Consider the following 15,012-nt stretch of genomic DNA (forward strand, 5'->3'; position numbering starts at 1 on the left):
GTCCTCCCTCGACAACCACACCCTAACAGATTCATTCTATTGCTAGAGGTTCTAACGGTCGATGGGTCGCCGGCACAGGACGGAGCTCAGGAGGGCGCGGGCAGGACCCGCCCGAGGAAACCGCGGAGGTATCCGGCGATGGTGTCGAGATGGCTCTCCAGGGCGAAGTGGCCCGAATCCAGGAGGTGCACCTCGGCCTCGGGAAGGTCCCGCTGGAAGGCCCGGGCGCCGTCCGGGCCGAAGATCTCGTCACCCCGGCCCCAGACGGCCAGCAGCGGCACCCGGCTGGTCCGGAAGTACGTGTGGACCGCGGGGTACTGCGCCACATTGGCCGGGTAGTCGCGGAACAGCCGCAGCTGGATCTCGTCGTTGCCCGGCCGGTCCAGCAGGGCCTGGTCATGGGTCCAGGTGTCCGGGCTGACCAGGCTCGGGTCGGCGACGCCGTTCTCGTACTGCCAGCGGGTGATCTCCGGAGTGAGGGCGCGGCGCACGGCGGGTTCGGTGTCCGGTCCGGGCGCCTCGGCGTAGGCGAAGAGGCCGTCCCAGAACGGCTTCACGAAGCCGTCCTCGTAGGCGTTGCCGCTCTGGGTGACGATCGCGGTCACCCGGTCCGGAGCGCGCGTGGCGAGACGCCAGCCGATCGGCGCCCCGTAGTCCTGGACGTACATCGCGAACCCGGCCACGCCGAGCCGCTCGAGCAACGCCTCCGTGACATCCGCGAGGGCGTCGAAGGTGTACGGGAAGTCGCCGGGCGCGGGCATCGACGAGTAGCCGAAGCCGATGTGGTCGGGAGCGATCACGCGGTAGCGGTCGGCCAGGAGCGGGATCAGGTTGCGGAACATGTGCGAGCTGGCCGGGAAGCCGTGCAGCAGCAGGACGACCGGCGCGTCGCCCGGTCCGGCCTCCCGGTAGAAGACGTCCAGCCCGTCGATCTCCGCGGTGCGGTGGTACACGACCGGAGCCATGTCTGGCCTCCAAAGAACAGGGTCATGGTCAGGCGCGCTGTCCAAGAAACTAGTCGATCTTCCCGAGGGAGGCCGGAAGGCGGGGGGTCGTGTCCGGCGAGGTCGTGCCCGGCGCCCCGGAACGGGGTGATCGTCACCGCCGACGGCCCGCTCGCCGGGGTCACGCGCCCGGGGCGCCCCGCTCGAGCAGGGGGGTGAGCCGGTGGCCGACGAGCTCGCGCATCACCAGGGAGGTGGTGGTCCGCTCCACGCCGGGTCCGTCCAGGATCCGGCCGGCGATCCGGTAGAGGTCGTCCGCGTCCCGCGCGACCACCTGCACCAGCAGATCGACCGGGCCGCTCAGGCCGAACACCTGGAGCACCTCGGGGATGGCCGCCAGATCGGCGGCGACCTCGGACAGCAGCCGCTGGGTGACCTGGACGGTGACAAACGCCGTCAGGGGATATCCCAGCGCCCTGGGCTCGATCCGGCGCTCGAACGGGGCCAGTGCGCCGCCCTGTTCCAGCCTGGCCAGCCGGGCCTGCACGGTGTTGCGCGACAGGCCCACCCGCTCGGCGAGGGCGACCGTGGTGGCCCGCGGGTCGTCGTTCAAGGCCAGCAGCAGACGTGTGTCCACCGCGTCCACGCCCACCGGATCATGCTCCGGCATGGTCATCCACCTTTCCGCCGGACCGTCGGCACTGTTCGGCCACGGCCCGCGCGCGACAGAACAGACTGCCCATCCAGGCGGCCCCACGGCCCCGTGGTGTTGGGCATTCTGCTCAGTTTCGGGCGCATCGATTGTGCGGTCCGCATCCCCATGATGTCATCCAGGCACCAAGTGCACCCTGGAGGGTGAGAGATGACTGACCTGACACCCGGCCACCCGACATCTCCGGCGACGGCGACGCCGACAGCGACGGTAACGGCAACGGCGGCGACCGACACCCGGACGCTCTCCACCGAGGACGGATCCGTCCTGGAGGAGATCGAGCGCCGTGTGCTCTGGCTGTCGACGGCGATCATCCACCACGCGAACCGGGTGCGCCCCAACCCGTCCGGCCTCAAGGTCGGCGGCCACCAGGCCTCGTCCGCGTCGATGGTGTCGGTCATGACGTCGCTGTGGTTCCGCCATCTGCGCCCCGAGGACCGGGTGTCCGTGAAGCCGCACGCCTCACCCGTCCTGCACGCCGTCAACTACCTGCTCGGCAGCCTCGACGAGCGCCATCTGACGACCCTGCGCTCCTTCGGCGGGCTCCAGAGCTACCCCAGCCGTACCAAGGACCCCGACCCGGTGGACTACTCGACGGGGTCGGTGGGCCTCGGCGCCACCGCCCCCGTCTGGGGCGCGATCGCCCGCCGCTACGTGGCCGACCGGACGGGCGACGGCGGATCGGGGCGGCAGTACGCGCTGCTCGGCGACGCCGAACTCGACGAGGGCGCGGTCTGGGAGGCGGTCCTGGACCCGGCGGTGGCCGACCTCGGCGAGCTGGTGTGGGTGGTCGATGTCAACCGGCAGTCGCTGGACCGGGTGGTGCCGGGCATCGCCGTCGACCGGCTGCGCGCGATGTTCGCGGGCGCGGGCTGGCAGGTGCTCACCGTCAAATACGGGCGGCTCCTGGAGGAGCTGTTCACCCGGCCGGGCGGTGCGGAGCTGCACACGCGGATCGACCGCATGCCCAACGCCGAATACCAGCGCCTGCTCCGCTGTTCCGCCCAGGAGCTGCGGCTGCGGCTGCCCGACGGCGGCGAGCCGCTCGCGCGGCTGGTGGCCGAGCTGGACGACGCGACGCTGCTCGCGGCGGTCCGCAACCTCGGCGGACACGACCTCGGCGCCCTCGACCACGCCTTCGGGGCCATCGACGACACCCGGCCCACGGTGGTCTTCGCCTACACCATCAAGGGCCACGGGCTCCCCACCGAGGGCCATCCGCAGAACCACTCCGCGCTGCTGACGGCCGAGCAGGTGCGCGAGCTCGCCGACCGGCTCGGCGCCGATCCGGAAGCCCCCTGGGGCCGGTTCCCCGACGGCGGCGCCGCAGCCGCGCTGTGCGAGCGGACGGCCGAGCGCCTGCGCCGCACCGAGCCGGTCCGCCACGACCCGCCGACGCTGCCGACGGACATGGGCCGCACCCCTTCCGGCACCGCGACCACTCAGGCCGCGCTCGGCCGCACCCTGCTCGACCTCACCCGCGCCGCGCCCGAGGCCGCCGAAGCGGTGGTCACGGTGAGCCCGGACGTCAGCTCGTCGACCAATCTGGGTGGCTGGGTGAACAAGGTCGGGGTGTGGTCGCCCACCGAACGCGTCGACTGGTTCGCCGACGACCCCGAGACCATCCTGCACTGGCGGGAACGCCCCACCGGCCGTCACATCGAGCTCGGCATCGCCGAGACCAACCTCGTCGGCCTGCTGGGGGAGCTGGGCACCACCTGGAGCCGCTGGGGTCGGCCCCTGCTGCCGATCGGCGTCCTCTACGACCCGTTCGTCGAGCGCGCCCTGGAGCCCTGGTCGTTCGGCATCTACGCCGGAGGCCAGTCGATCCTCGTGGGCACCCCGTCCGGGGTGACCCTCGCCCCCGAGGGCGGCGCCCACCAGTCGATCAAAACGCCGTCGATCGGCCTGGAACAGCCCGGCTGCACCGCCTACGAACCGGCCTTCGCCATCGACGTCGAGTGGACACTGCTGGCGTCGCTGGCCCGGCTGGGCCGGCCCGGTGGCGGCTCCGCCTATCTGCGGCTGTCGACCCGGCCGGTGGATCAGTCGTTCGCGGCCGTGCCGGCGGACCCGGCGGCGCGCGAACGGCGCCGGCGCCAGGTGGTCGCCGGGGCGTATGCCCTGCGCCGTACGGAAGCCCCGCGGGCGACCATCGCCGCGATGGGCGCCATGGTGCCGGAGGCGCTGGCCGCGGCCGACCGGCTGTCGGACCTCGGCTTCCCGGTGGACGTGGTCTGTGTGACCAGCCCCGGGCTGCTGTTCCAGGCCCTGCGCGCCCGGCAGGGCCGTGAGGAGGCGCCGAGCTGGATCCTCGACCAGGTCTTCCCCACCTCACGGGCGACGCCGCTGCTCACGGTCCTGGACGGGCACCCGCACACGCTCGCGTTCCTGGCCACGATCCACGGCGTGCCCGCCACGACCCTGGGGGTCACCGGCTTCGGCCAGTCCGGCTCGCTGGAGGAGGTGTACCGGCACCACGGGCTGGACACCGACAGCCTGGTCGCGGCGGTCCTGGACCTCGAGTAGGGGTTATATACAGTAACTTCGGTGAAACAGCGGCTTGATGGGGTGTTCACGACCGGGTGATGAAGTCCGGGGACGAATCAGCCGATCATGGAGTTTCCTTGAGCATTCCCACAACCGAGCAGCTGGACGCCTATGTCCGGACCCGCCTGGCACTGGCGGGCTTCGACCTCTCACTGCTCCCCGAGGTGTTCGACGTGGGCACCGGAGTGCCGACGCGCGACCAGGTGCTCGCCTCGCTGCGGTCGTTCGTGGCCGCCACCCCCGGGGCGATAGCCGGCTGGGCCCCGCCCGCCCGGAGCGCCGAGTACGCCCAGCAGGCCTCGCCTCCCCTGCTGTACCCGTCGATCACGGAGGCGTGGACCGGGAAGGCGGGCGAGCGATGAGCCGAGCAGTCAACCGACGTGTCTTCCTGGCCGGTTCGGCCGCCGCGGCCGCCGGCGGCATGGTCGCCCAGGCCGCACCCGCCCAGGCCGCGCCCGCCAAGTCGGCGCCCTCGCCGACCGGCGCCGCCGCGCCGCGCGTCCCCGACGTCGACGTACGGCGGGCCGCGCTCGACGACCCCTCCGAGGCCACCCTCGCCGAGGCGGCCGTGCTCATACGGCGCGGAAAGCTCACCTCCACCGCGCTCACCGAGGCATACCTGGACCGGATCGAGCGCCACGACTCCACATACCAGGCGTACGCCGAGGTCACCGGCGAGACCGCGCTCGCCGCGGCGCGCAAGGCCGACCGCGGCCACGGCGGCGGGGTGCTGCGCGGCATCCCGCTGTGCGTCAAGGACAACTACTTCACCGCCGGTGTGCCGACCCGCTGCAACTCGTCCATCTTCGCGGACTTCGTGCCGGACGAGGACGCCACCGCCGTGGCCCGGCTGACCGCGGCCGGCGGGATCCTGCTGGGCAAGGGGCAGATGGGGCCGCTCGCCACCACCCGGGCCACCAAGCCGAACGGGACCGTCACCACGGTCAACGCCTGGACCCCGAACGACCCCTCCGTCGACCCGGGCGGCTCCTCCACCGGGCCCGCCTGCGCGGTCGCCGCCCGCCTGGCGTCCTCCTCGATCGGCACCCAGACCGGCGGCTCGATCGTGCTGCCCTCCAACCAGCAGAACCTGACCGGACTCAAGCCCACCATGGGCCGGGTCTCCATCCACGGCGTCATCCCGCTGTCCTCCACGCGCGACCACTCGGGGCCGCTCGCCCGCGACGCCCTGGACGCCGCGATCATGCTCCAGGTCATGGCGGGCCCCGACAACGCCGATCCGCGCACCCTCGGGCTGCCGGAGCTGCCGGATCTGATACGGGCCGCGACGCCCGTCGTCGCGCGCGGAGGGAAGGTACGGCTGCGGCGGGCGACCAAGGTGGGCGTCCCGGCCGACTTCCTCAGCGGCCAGAAGGAACTGCGCGGCGCCCTCCTGGACCGGCTGGACGCGATCGAGGGCCTGACGCTCGTCGACATCGCCTACCCGGCCGACTGGAACCTGCTGACCGGCACCTTCAACGCGGCCCGGCTCGTCGAGCGCACCGAGCCGTTCCGCCACTGGCTGCGCACCGACCCCGCCAAGTTCGGCGTCTCGCTGCTGTCGTGGCTCCAGGGCCTGATGCTGTCCGGCGACGAGTGGCTCACCGCCCAGCGCGCCAAGAACCACCTGCTGCGGGAGGTGCTGGACGGCGTCCTGAACCGTTGCGACGTGCTGCTCCAGACCGGCCCCGTGCCGTTCGACATCCTCGGGCTGCCCGAGATCGGCTTTCCGATCGGGTTCGACGCCGGCGGTGTGCCCGTCGGCGCGATCCTCGGGGGCCAGCCCTACGAGGAGGACCGGCTGCTGGAGGTCGTGGCCGCCTATCAGGCGGTCACCGACTGGCACACCCGCCGCCCGGCGGACCCGGCGTCGAAGGCCCGGCTGCGGGCGGCGGTCGCGCGGCCCCGGCTGTCCCCGGAGGAGGCGGCCAAGGCGTCGGCCTGAGGGGTCGGCCCGATCGGGTGGCCTGGGCGGTTGGCCGGATCGGTCGGCCTACGCCCTCGCTATCGCCAGCACCGCGTTCTGGCCTCCGAAGCCGAAGGAGTCGGAGACGGCGAGATCGATACGGGTGGCGGTCGGGGTGGTGGGGATCTTGATGTCGAGACGAGGGTCGAGCGTGAACAGACCGGCGGTGGGCGGCACCAGCTGTCGCTCGACCGCCAGCACGGTGAACGCCGCCTCCACCGCCCCGGCCGCCCCCAGCAGATGGCCGGTGACGCCCTTCGTGGAGGTCACCAGCGGGTCCGCGGTCAGCGCGCGGTGCAGCATACGGCCCTCGGCCAGGTCGTTCAGCGGCGTGCCGGTGCCGTGCGCGTTGACGTGCTGGACGTCCCCCGGACCGGCGCCGGCGTCCGCGAGCGCCGCGCGCAGCGCCGCCTCGATGCCGACGCCGTCCGGGTGCGGCGAGGACATGTGGTGGGCGTCGGCGGTCGCGCCGTAGCCCATGACCCTGGCCCGTACGCGCGCACCGCGGGCGCGGGCGTCGGCGACCCGTTCGAGGACGAGCACGCCCGCGCCCTCTCCCGCCACGAAGCCGTCGCGGTCGGCGTCGAAGGGCCGGGAGGCGGTGGCCGGGTCGTCCTCGCGCTTGGACAGGGCGCCCATCTTGGCGAATCCGGCCATGTTCAGCGGGGTGATCATCGCCTCGCTGCCGCCCGTGATGACGATGTCACAGCGGTCGAGAGCCAGGAGGTCGCGGGCGGTGCCGATGGCGCTCGCGCCGGACGCGCAGGCGGTGGCCACGACCAGGTTGGGGCCGGTGGCCCCGAACTCGATGGCGGTCTGCCCGGCGACCATGTTGGACAGCTGCATCGGCAGCAGCAGCGGGGAGACCCAGGCGGGGCTCTCCTCCAGCAGGACCCGGTGCTGCGCCTCCCTGGTGGCGGGGCCGCCGTCGGCGCAGCCGAGGACCACGCCGACCCGGCCGCCGTCCCAGGTGGCCGGGTCCAGCCCGGCGTCGGCGATCGCCTCCCGGGCGGCCACCACGGCGAACTGCACGAAGCGGTCCAGCCGGTGGGCCCGGCGGCCGCCGAGCAGCCGATCCGGGTCGAAGCCCGGGACGCGGCAGGAGATCCGCACCGGGTTGCCGGCGAGCTCCGGGTCGACGGCGGCGGCGGACCGCCCGTCCAGTGCCGACTGCCAGCTCGGCCCGGTCCCGATGCCTCCCGGGGTGACCAGGCCGAGTCCGGTGACGGCGATGTCGTGACCGCCCATCAGACCTTCGCGCTCCGCTCCTCCAGCAGGCGCGCCATGTCGCCGATCGTGGGCATCTCCAGCAGCTCGTCGTCGCTGACGACGATCCCGAACTCCTTGTCCAGGACGAGGGAGAGCTCGACGACGGCCAGTGAGTCGAGCTCGACATCGTCCCTGGTGGCCTCCGGGACGACCTGCTCGGGCGCCACCTTGAGCTTATGGACCAGGATTTCCTTGAGGGTGTCGAACATGGCGGGTTCCTTCCGAGGGACGTACAGCGGGACGTACTGCGGGACGTACTGCGGGACGTACAGGGGTGTCCTGGGGCGTCAGCCGGGTGTGACGTCCGGCCAGTGGACGGTCGCGGCGCCCCAGGCCAGCCCGGCGCCGAACGCGGTGAGCAGCACCCGGTGGCCGGCGGCCAGGCTGCCGTCCGCGGCGGAGTCGGCGAGCAGCAGCGGGATGGAGGCGGCGACGGTGTTGCCGTTGCGGTCGATGTTGGAGAGCCGCCGGTCCTCGGGGATGCCGAGATGCTCCGCGACCGTGGTGAGGATGCGCGCGTTGGCCTGGTGGGCGGCGAGCCGGTCGATGTCCGCGAGGCCGCAGCCGGCCGCCTTCACCGCCCGCCGGGACGCGTCCGCCATCCGTTCCACCGCGTGCCGGTAGGTGTCGCGCCCGGCCATCCGCAGGAACTCGTCGCCGGGCTGGGCGGGCTCGCCCGAGGCGCGCTGCCGGGATCCGCCGCCCGGCACCTCGAGCAGACCGGCGAGCGAGCCGTCGCTGCCGAGGACGACGGGCCCCACCGCACCGGGCTCGTCCGGGCGGCCCGCCCGCAGCACTACGGCCCCCGCCCCGTCGGCGAAGATCACCGCGGTGGAGCGGTCCCGCGGGTCGACGAGGGTGGTGAACGCGTCCGCGGCGATCAGCAGGACGCGGTCGGCCGTGCCCGCCGCGATCAGCCCGGTCGCGGTGGCCAGCCCGTACAGGAAGCCCGAGCACACCGCCGAGACGTCGAAGGCCGCGACCGTGCCGAGCCCCAGCCGCCAGGCCACCTCGGGCGCGGTGGCCGGGCACGCCCGGTCGGGCGTGGCGGTGGCGAGCACCACCGCGTCCGCCCGTTCCGCGTGTTCCGGCCCCGCCGACTCCAGCGCCCGCCGGCCCGCCTCGACCGCGAGATCCGAGGTGGCCTGCCCGGGCAGCACCATGTGCCGGGACGAGATGCCGGTACGGCTGCGGATCCACTCGTCGGAGGTGTCCAGGCGGAGCGAGAGGTCGTGGTTGGTCACCGGGTTCGGTGGGACGTACGCCCCGATGCCGGCGATCACGGACGCGGGCGGGCCGCCGCCGGCGCCCTCCAACGGCCTGTTCATAGCTGCGCGTTCTCCTTACGCGTCCGGGCGGGACCTACGCGCCGCCGGTGACCGCGGCCTCGGGGTTGCTCAGGGCGATGTCACCGCGTATCTCGGTACGGTCGAACAGCCCGGTGACCGCCCAGGCGACCGTCTCCTTGATGACCCGCTCGGCGATGGGGTCGAGAATCCCCTCGAGGCTCGGGATGCCGAAGTCGAAGTCGGCCTCGAAGCGCACCAGGACATCGTCGCCGCTCTGCGTGATGTGCCACTGGCCCGCGAAGCTGTCGAAGTCGCCGTCGGTCTGCTCGAAGTGGATCTCGCCGCGCTCGGGGACGAACCGCTCCTCCTCGGTCCAGCGCAGCAGCCCGCTGCGGAAGTGCAGTTCCCAGCTGGAGCTGCCCTTTGCCGCGGGAAACGCGCTGTGCGCGGTGGCCGCCCGCACATGCGGGGCGAGCTGCGGGTACCTCTCCCACTGGACCACGTTCTCGAAGACATGTCCGGCCTTCTCGGAGCGCACCACGGCGTCCAGTTCCACGTGCCGCACGATCAGTTACCGCCTTCCGGCATGGTGGCCGAGCCGCTGAGCAGAGCGCGGGTGGCCTGGTCGAAGGAGTCGAGGAAGTAGTTCACATCGCCGTCGGTGAGGGTGGCGGGCGGCGTGAAGCGCACCACCGAACTGCCGATCATCGAGTGGTTGGCGACGACTCCGTGGTTGAACAGCTCGATCAGCAGCTCGCCCGCCAGCCCCGCCTCGACCAGCTCGACGCCGATCAGCAGGCCCCGGCCGCGCACCTCCACCAGCTGACCGGGGATGTTGCGGTGGGCGATCTCGGAGATCCGCGACAGCAGCCGCGCGCCGAGGTCCATGGAGCGGGACACCAGCCGCTCCTCCTTGACCGCCCGGACGGCGCCCTGGACGGCGGCCATCAGCAGCGGCTGTCCCGAGAAGGTGGCGGTGTGGACATACGGGTCCTTGTCGAACGGGCGGAACGCCTTGCGGGTGGCCACGGCCGCGGACACCGGCAGCACGCCGCCGCCGAGGGCCTTGCCGGTGAGCAGGACGTCGGGGACCACGCCCTCGGTGTCGGCGCCCCACCACTCGCCGAGCCGGCCGAAGCCGGTCTGCACCTCGTCCAGGACGAGGAAGCCGTCGTACTCGCGCACCAGTTCCTCGACGCGCTTGAGATAGCCCTTGGGCGGGACGATCACGCCGCCCTCGCCCTGGACGGGTTCGAGGATGACGCACACCTCGCCGGGGTGCGCCCGCAGTTCCGCCTCCAGCGCCTCCGGATCGCCGAAGGGCAGATGCCGGACATCGGGGAGCAGCGGGCGGAACGGCGCCTGGTAGACCTCCTTGGAGGTGGCCGACAGCGCGCCGAGCGTCTTGCCGTGGTAGCCGCCGAGCATGGCGACGGTGCGCCTGCGGCCGCCCGCGCGGGCCAGCTTGAGGCCGGTCTCGACGGCCTCGGCGCCGGACAGCGCGAAGTGCACCCGGTCCAGACCCTCGGGCATGACCGAGACCAGCGCCTCGGCCGCGCGGGCGACGGTGGGCTCCAGCAGGATGCGGGTGGCGGTGGGGTGGGTGCGCAGCTGGCGCTCCACCTCCTCCATGACGATGGGGTGCCGGGCGCCCATGATGAACACGCCGTATCCGCCGGCGTTCAGAAACCGCTCGCCGTCGCTGGTGGTCAGCCAGGCCCCGGAGGACTCCACCTCCATATGGCTGCCGAACAGCTCGGCGAGGGTCGCTCGCCCCTTGCTGAGGTGGGCGCGGTACAGGCTGAGGATCTCCTCCTCGGTGTCGACCCGGGCTCCCTGGATCACGGTCACGGGCAACTTCCTCCGGATTGCGCGGTGGTGGGTCAGAGCAGTGGGAACGATGGGTGATCAGGCCCCGAAGACCGCCTCACGCGGGCTGACGTCCCGGGCGATGGACACGCCCTGAAGGTGCGACGTCTTGAGCATCGGGTAGTTGGCCTCGCCGAAGACGCCCCCGGTCAGGCCGGTACCGCCGTGGCTGGGCAGATAGGGCAGAAAGCCGATGTGCGAATCGTTGATCTTCAGCAGGCCGCCGTTGACCACGCGCTGCACAAAGGATGCGATCACGACCTCGGACCCGGCCCACAGCGAGTTGCGCAGCCCGTAGTCGTTGGTGTTCACGAACTCGACGAAGCCGTCGAGGAGTTCGTCGTCACCCGCGGGCTCCGGGACGACGATCGGCAGCAGCGGGAAGAACGTCTCCTGCCGTACGACGTCGAACCGGCGCGCACCGGGGAGCCCGTTCACCCGTACCACGGTGGGTTCGAGGAAGACGCCCGTCTCCGAAGGGGTGCCGTCCAGCTCGGTGCGCCTGCCGCCGGTGACCAGCTCCGCGCCGTTGTCCAGGGCCTGCCGGAGCAGTCCGAAGAAACGCTCGCTGCGGCGGACCGGGGACAGCAGCACGCCCTCGTCCTCCGGATAGCCGGGCCGTACGGTCCTGGCCTGCTCCTTGACCGCGGCGATCAGGTCGTCGGCGACGGCGGGGTGCACCAGGACGCGGTTGGGCACCATGCAGATCTGCCCGGACCCGTAGAACGACTCGCGGATCGCCTCGGCGGCGCGCTCCAGGTCCGCGTCCTTCCACACCACGATGGTGTCGTTGCCGGCCAGCTCCAGGATCGGCTTCTTGCCGTGTGCCACGCACCGCTCCTGGAAGCGCAGGCCCTCCTCGCTGCCGCCGATGTAGAAGATGTCGTCGATGAGCGGGCTCTCGATCCACCGGTCCAGCGTCTGCTTCGGGTTGGAGCAGACCGCGTTGAGCACTCCGGGGGGTGCCCCGACCTCGTCGAGCAGCGGCGCGACCACGTCGCGCAGGACCCACATGGTGGACAGCGCGATGGAGCGGGGAGCGCGTACGACGACCGCGTTGCCCGCCATCAGGGCGAGCACCGCGAGGGCGGCGCTGGGCGCGGGGGCGTTCTGCGGCGGGTTGAACGCGACCACGCCGTCGGGCCGGCGGCGTACGATCAGCCGCCGCCCGGCGTGCTCGAACTCGGTGTGCATCCGCTCCCGGTACCAGCCCAGGCTCTCCTCGCTGTAGACCTGGAACAGACAGCTGAGCTCCCAGCGGGCCAGGCTCACCGGGTGCCCCTCGGCGACCAGCAGCTCCAGGAACTCGTCCTGGCGGCGGGCGAGTTCCTCCCGGAACAGGGTGCCCAGCCGCATCCGGCGCTCCAGCGGGACCGCCGCCCAGCCCGGCGCGGCCGATGCCGCGGCCTCGGTCGCCAGATCGATCGCGGCGTCGGACGCCACGGCGCAGCGGCCCACCACATACGGGTGCTCCGCCGCCGCGGATTCGGCGTTCCGCTCCAGATCCCGCTTCAGGCTGACGCTCGTGAACACGTCTTCGAGCAGTGACTGCGCACTGACGGTGTAAACCCAGCCGTCGCCCTCGATGTCCTTGCCCGCGATGTAGAGCCGATAGCTGTGGATTGGGTTTTCACGCATCAACAGGCCCCCCTTTGAGCCGGTCATTGCCGGGGCAGTGACGCTCAGCCCTGGTACCCGGGCGGAGGAATGAACATGGGGATCAAGGCCACATCGGATTCGGGCAGCCGGATCGGCTCACCGCGGCGCTTCATCCCGAGCCGCTCCCACAGCAGGGCGTTCCGCTCGGACGAAGCCTCGCAGTAGCCCCCGAGGTCCAGGCTGAGGGACAGGCGCACCAGCTCGTCCGTGAGGGTGGTCCGGACCTCCATGCCCCGGTCCGGGCGGACGGCGGCGAGCGCGACATGCCCATGGGGCGGAAGGTCGTCCGGGTAGTGCGTGTCCAGCAGTTCGATGAGCTGGAGGCAGCGCTTCTCCGCGGGGCCGGTGGAAGCGGAGATGTCGGCGAGGAACGCCTCCTCGTCCGCCGGGGGGATGGGGGTCTTCCTCTCGTAGGGCTCCCACACGATGACACCACCGTGGTCCGAGGTGACGATGGCGGTCCCCTCGTGGTCCAGCATGAATCTCACCCAGGCGCGCAGGAAGCCGCGGAGGTGACGCTCCCGCTCCGGAGTGCCGGGCGGTATCAGCCACCTCACGACCGGATCGTCCTCAAGGAATGCCGCAGTGAGGATGTCGACAATCACGTCCAGGTCCGTGGACGTCTTCACTTCGATCACGTTCGTTACTTCCCATCTGGACTTTGCGGTAGTGCGGGAGACCTGGCCGTGCACTGCTGCCAGACACCGGTCAGCCAGTCGGCGGCGATCCCGATCGGGGCGTCCTGCGCATTTCCGCCCGGCGACGGCTGGTGTCCCTCCACGGCCGGCTCCGCTTCGAAGTCGGAATCGACAGGGCTCAGGAATTCGGCCGACTCTCCTGAGGCAAACGTGAACCGGGCGATAGACAACGTTCCACTGGTGACACGAGGCAAGCTCACGTAACGGAAACCTCCACCTGCGTGTTCTCCCCAGCGGGGGAACAATGGCGTGCTGCTGAACGTATCAACCTGGCCAATGGCGAACATACAGCGGTCGGTGTAGCCGTAACTGCACTCTCTGCGGATGCCGATAGTCCACCCTCGACCGTATCCACTCCTCCTGTACTCCCACATGGTGAGTCGGGCCGGGGTGGGCCGGTCCGGTGGTGTGTGAGACGATATGTCAGCACCATGCGTTGTTGCTGGTGGAATTGGGTTTGTCGCCCGCTGTCCGGCATTGGGCCGCCGGTGCGGTGGATCCCTTTGGCTACCGCATGGAGTGGAAGCCGCCGTGACCGCGCTGAGCGGGCCTGTCGGCGCCCGCGAAGCTCTCGGGGAGCCGGCGGGGCCACGACCCCGTTCGCGGCCTCCTCGAGGACGCGGCAAGAGCCCCATCCGCGTCCTTCATCACCTGTGCACCTGGAATGCCTGACTTCCGCCGACTTATGCGCGGCCCGTTGACATGTGTGGACGGGTTTTCCTTGCGCGTGCCACCGACGCGTGCCAGGATCTTTGTTCGGTGATTACCTAAAGTAATCTCTGCATTCTCCGTCGAGACTGGAATGCTGACTGCCTCGGCTGCCGGGCCAAAGTGTGGGTTTCCGACGCCTGGCCGGCCGGTGCGGCCCGGAGGAGGACAATTTGATCAGCGGGGGAAAGAGCGATGTGGAGACCACATTACTCATCGCGGACGCACATCCCTGGACAAGGCTTGGGCTTTCCGCGCTGTTGAACGCGGTGTCGGGGCTGAATGTCGTGGCTCAGGCCGCGGACAGCGAATCCGCTTGCGCATTGGCCGCGAGCGTCAGGCCGGACATCGTCATCATCGACACCGATCTACCGGATCTCGGCGGGGCGGAGACCATCCAGCGCATCCTGGAGGCCGCCCCGGAGAACGCGCCGAACGCGCTTCTCGTGACGTCGACCGTGGATGACAACGACATATATTCGGCCCTCCATATAGGGGCCCGCGGTATTCTCCTGAAGAACATCCCCGCGGATCAGATGACCGCGGCCGTCACGGCCGCCGCCCGCGGCAATATGGTCTTCTCGCCCGGTGTGATGTCGCGCCTGATCGACATCTGCACCCATCGCACCACGCCGCTCGAATACGACGGATCGAGGCTGGCCACGCTCACGATGCGCGAGGCCGAGGTGCTCAAGCTGGTCGCCAAGGGGCATGGGAACGTGACCGTCGCCAAGATGCTCCACATCAGCGAGGCGACGGTGAAGACACATCTCAACCGCGCCATGGGGAAGCTGGAAATCAGCAGCCGGGCCCAGGCCGTGGCGCTGAGCTATGAGTTCGGCCTGGTCATACCGCGCCAGCGGGCAGCGGGCCCGATGCCGAAGGCGGTCAACAGCGCGTAGGTGCCACGCGACCTGGACGGCCCCCATCCGGCCGTCCAGGTCGGGGTGTCCGGCGGTCGGACGTCACGAGGGTGTGCGCGGGGGTGCGGGTGCCCCCGCTTCCAGGGTGGACGCGGCCACCAGTGCCGACAGCAGGCCGGGAAAGCGCTCTTCCATCTCGTCCGCGCGGAGCGTGTTCATCTTGGCCGTCCCCACGTAGTACTGCCGGATCACGCCGGCCTCCCGCAACACGTTGAAGTGGTGGGTCAGCGTCGACCGTGACACCGGCGCGTCGAAGGTGCCGCAGGTCAGGTCCTCGCCGGCCCGGGCCAGCTGGGACACCACCTGGCGCCGCACCGGATCCGCCAGTGCCTCCAGGAGCTGCTGGAGCGAGATCTCCTCCATGGAGGGGTGCTCCACGGTCCGTGAAGAGTTTCGTGCGCGGGCCATGGCGACTCCTTCGGGGT

General features: G+C 71.2%; 14 protein-coding genes. 4 read left to right on the forward strand and 10 right to left on the reverse strand.

Going from position 1 to position 15,012, the window contains the following annotated elements; all coding sequences use genetic code 11:
- Positions 1 to 86 precede the first annotated feature (86 nt).
- Positions 87 to 965: an alpha/beta fold hydrolase gene (locus ABTY62_RS02605; protein ID WP_352127509.1), complete on the reverse strand. Its 879-nt coding sequence runs from the start codon at positions 963 to 965 to the stop codon at positions 87 to 89.
- Between the two features lie 160 nt (positions 966 to 1,125).
- A complete protein-coding gene (locus ABTY62_RS02610) occupies positions 1,126 to 1,614 on the reverse strand; it encodes an Lrp/AsnC family transcriptional regulator (RefSeq protein WP_352127510.1) in 489 nt (162 codons plus the stop codon).
- A gap of 192 nt (positions 1,615 to 1,806) precedes the next feature.
- Here ABTY62_RS02610 and ABTY62_RS02615 point away from each other — a divergent pair, with 192 nt between their 5' ends.
- The 3 genes from ABTY62_RS02615 to ABTY62_RS02625 all read left to right on the forward strand — a co-directional run bounded on the left by ABTY62_RS02615 (position 1,807) and on the right by ABTY62_RS02625 (position 6,151).
- Complete coding sequence (locus tag ABTY62_RS02615; RefSeq protein WP_352127511.1) at positions 1,807 to 4,185, forward strand: thiamine pyrophosphate-binding protein; 2,379 nt, start codon at positions 1,807 to 1,809, stop codon at positions 4,183 to 4,185.
- 98 nt (positions 4,186 to 4,283) lie between these two features.
- Entirely contained in the window at positions 4,284 to 4,568 is a 285-nt protein-coding gene (locus tag ABTY62_RS02620) for a hypothetical protein (protein WP_352127512.1), read from the forward strand.
- Positions 4,565 to 6,151, forward strand: coding sequence for an amidase (locus tag ABTY62_RS02625; protein ID WP_352127513.1), 1,587 nt, complete (start codon positions 4,565 to 4,567; stop codon positions 6,149 to 6,151). Before ABTY62_RS02620 ends, ABTY62_RS02625 begins: the two co-directional genes overlap by 4 nt.
- Before the next feature lie 48 nt (positions 6,152 to 6,199).
- Here ABTY62_RS02625 and ABTY62_RS02630 read toward each other — a convergent pair whose 3' ends face one another.
- The 7 genes from ABTY62_RS02630 to ABTY62_RS02660 all read right to left on the reverse strand — a co-directional run bounded on the left by ABTY62_RS02630 (position 6,200) and on the right by ABTY62_RS02660 (position 12,896).
- Positions 6,200 to 7,420 (reverse strand): beta-ketoacyl-[acyl-carrier-protein] synthase family protein, encoded by a 1,221-nt coding sequence (locus tag ABTY62_RS02630; RefSeq protein ID WP_352127514.1) that lies wholly within the window; start codon positions 7,418 to 7,420, stop codon positions 6,200 to 6,202.
- On the reverse strand, positions 7,420 to 7,650 hold the full coding sequence (locus ABTY62_RS02635) for an acyl carrier protein (RefSeq protein ID WP_311722282.1): 231 nt from the start codon (positions 7,648 to 7,650) through the stop codon (positions 7,420 to 7,422). Before ABTY62_RS02635 ends, ABTY62_RS02630 begins: the two co-directional genes overlap by 1 nt.
- A gap of 78 nt (positions 7,651 to 7,728) precedes the next feature.
- Positions 7,729 to 8,769 (reverse strand): beta-ketoacyl-ACP synthase III, encoded by a 1,041-nt coding sequence (locus tag ABTY62_RS02640; protein WP_352127515.1) that lies wholly within the window; start codon positions 8,767 to 8,769, stop codon positions 7,729 to 7,731.
- A gap of 34 nt (positions 8,770 to 8,803) precedes the next feature.
- A complete protein-coding gene (locus tag ABTY62_RS02645; RefSeq protein ID WP_352127516.1) occupies positions 8,804 to 9,295 on the reverse strand; it encodes a type II toxin-antitoxin system RatA family toxin in 492 nt (163 codons plus the stop codon).
- Between the two features lie 2 nt (positions 9,296 to 9,297).
- Positions 9,298 to 10,581, reverse strand: a complete 1,284-nt coding sequence (locus tag ABTY62_RS02650; protein ID WP_352127517.1) for an aspartate aminotransferase family protein — start codon at positions 10,579 to 10,581, stop codon at positions 9,298 to 9,300.
- Between the two features lie 57 nt (positions 10,582 to 10,638).
- Entirely contained in the window at positions 10,639 to 12,237 is a 1,599-nt protein-coding gene (locus tag ABTY62_RS02655) for an aldehyde dehydrogenase family protein (protein ID WP_352127518.1), read from the reverse strand.
- 44 nt (positions 12,238 to 12,281) lie between these two features.
- Positions 12,282 to 12,896 carry a hypothetical protein gene (locus tag ABTY62_RS02660; protein WP_352127519.1) on the reverse strand — a complete coding sequence of 205 codons (615 nt, stop codon included), beginning with the start codon at positions 12,894 to 12,896 and terminating at the stop codon, positions 12,282 to 12,284.
- Between the two features lie 941 nt (positions 12,897 to 13,837).
- Between ABTY62_RS02660 and ABTY62_RS02665 the strand changes: the two genes are divergently transcribed.
- Positions 13,838 to 14,566 (forward strand): response regulator, encoded by a 729-nt coding sequence (locus ABTY62_RS02665; protein ID WP_352127520.1) that lies wholly within the window; start codon positions 13,838 to 13,840, stop codon positions 14,564 to 14,566.
- Positions 14,567 to 14,629: 63 nt separating this feature from the next.
- Here ABTY62_RS02665 and ABTY62_RS02670 read toward each other — a convergent pair whose 3' ends face one another.
- Positions 14,630 to 14,995 (reverse strand): ArsR/SmtB family transcription factor, encoded by a 366-nt coding sequence (locus tag ABTY62_RS02670; RefSeq protein ID WP_352127521.1) that lies wholly within the window; start codon positions 14,993 to 14,995, stop codon positions 14,630 to 14,632.
- Between the last annotated feature and the right edge of the window lie 17 nt (positions 14,996 to 15,012).

The organism is Streptomyces sp. NPDC097640, assembly GCF_040302705.1.
Classification (GTDB): Bacteria; Actinomycetota; Actinomycetes; order Streptomycetales; family Streptomycetaceae; genus Streptomyces.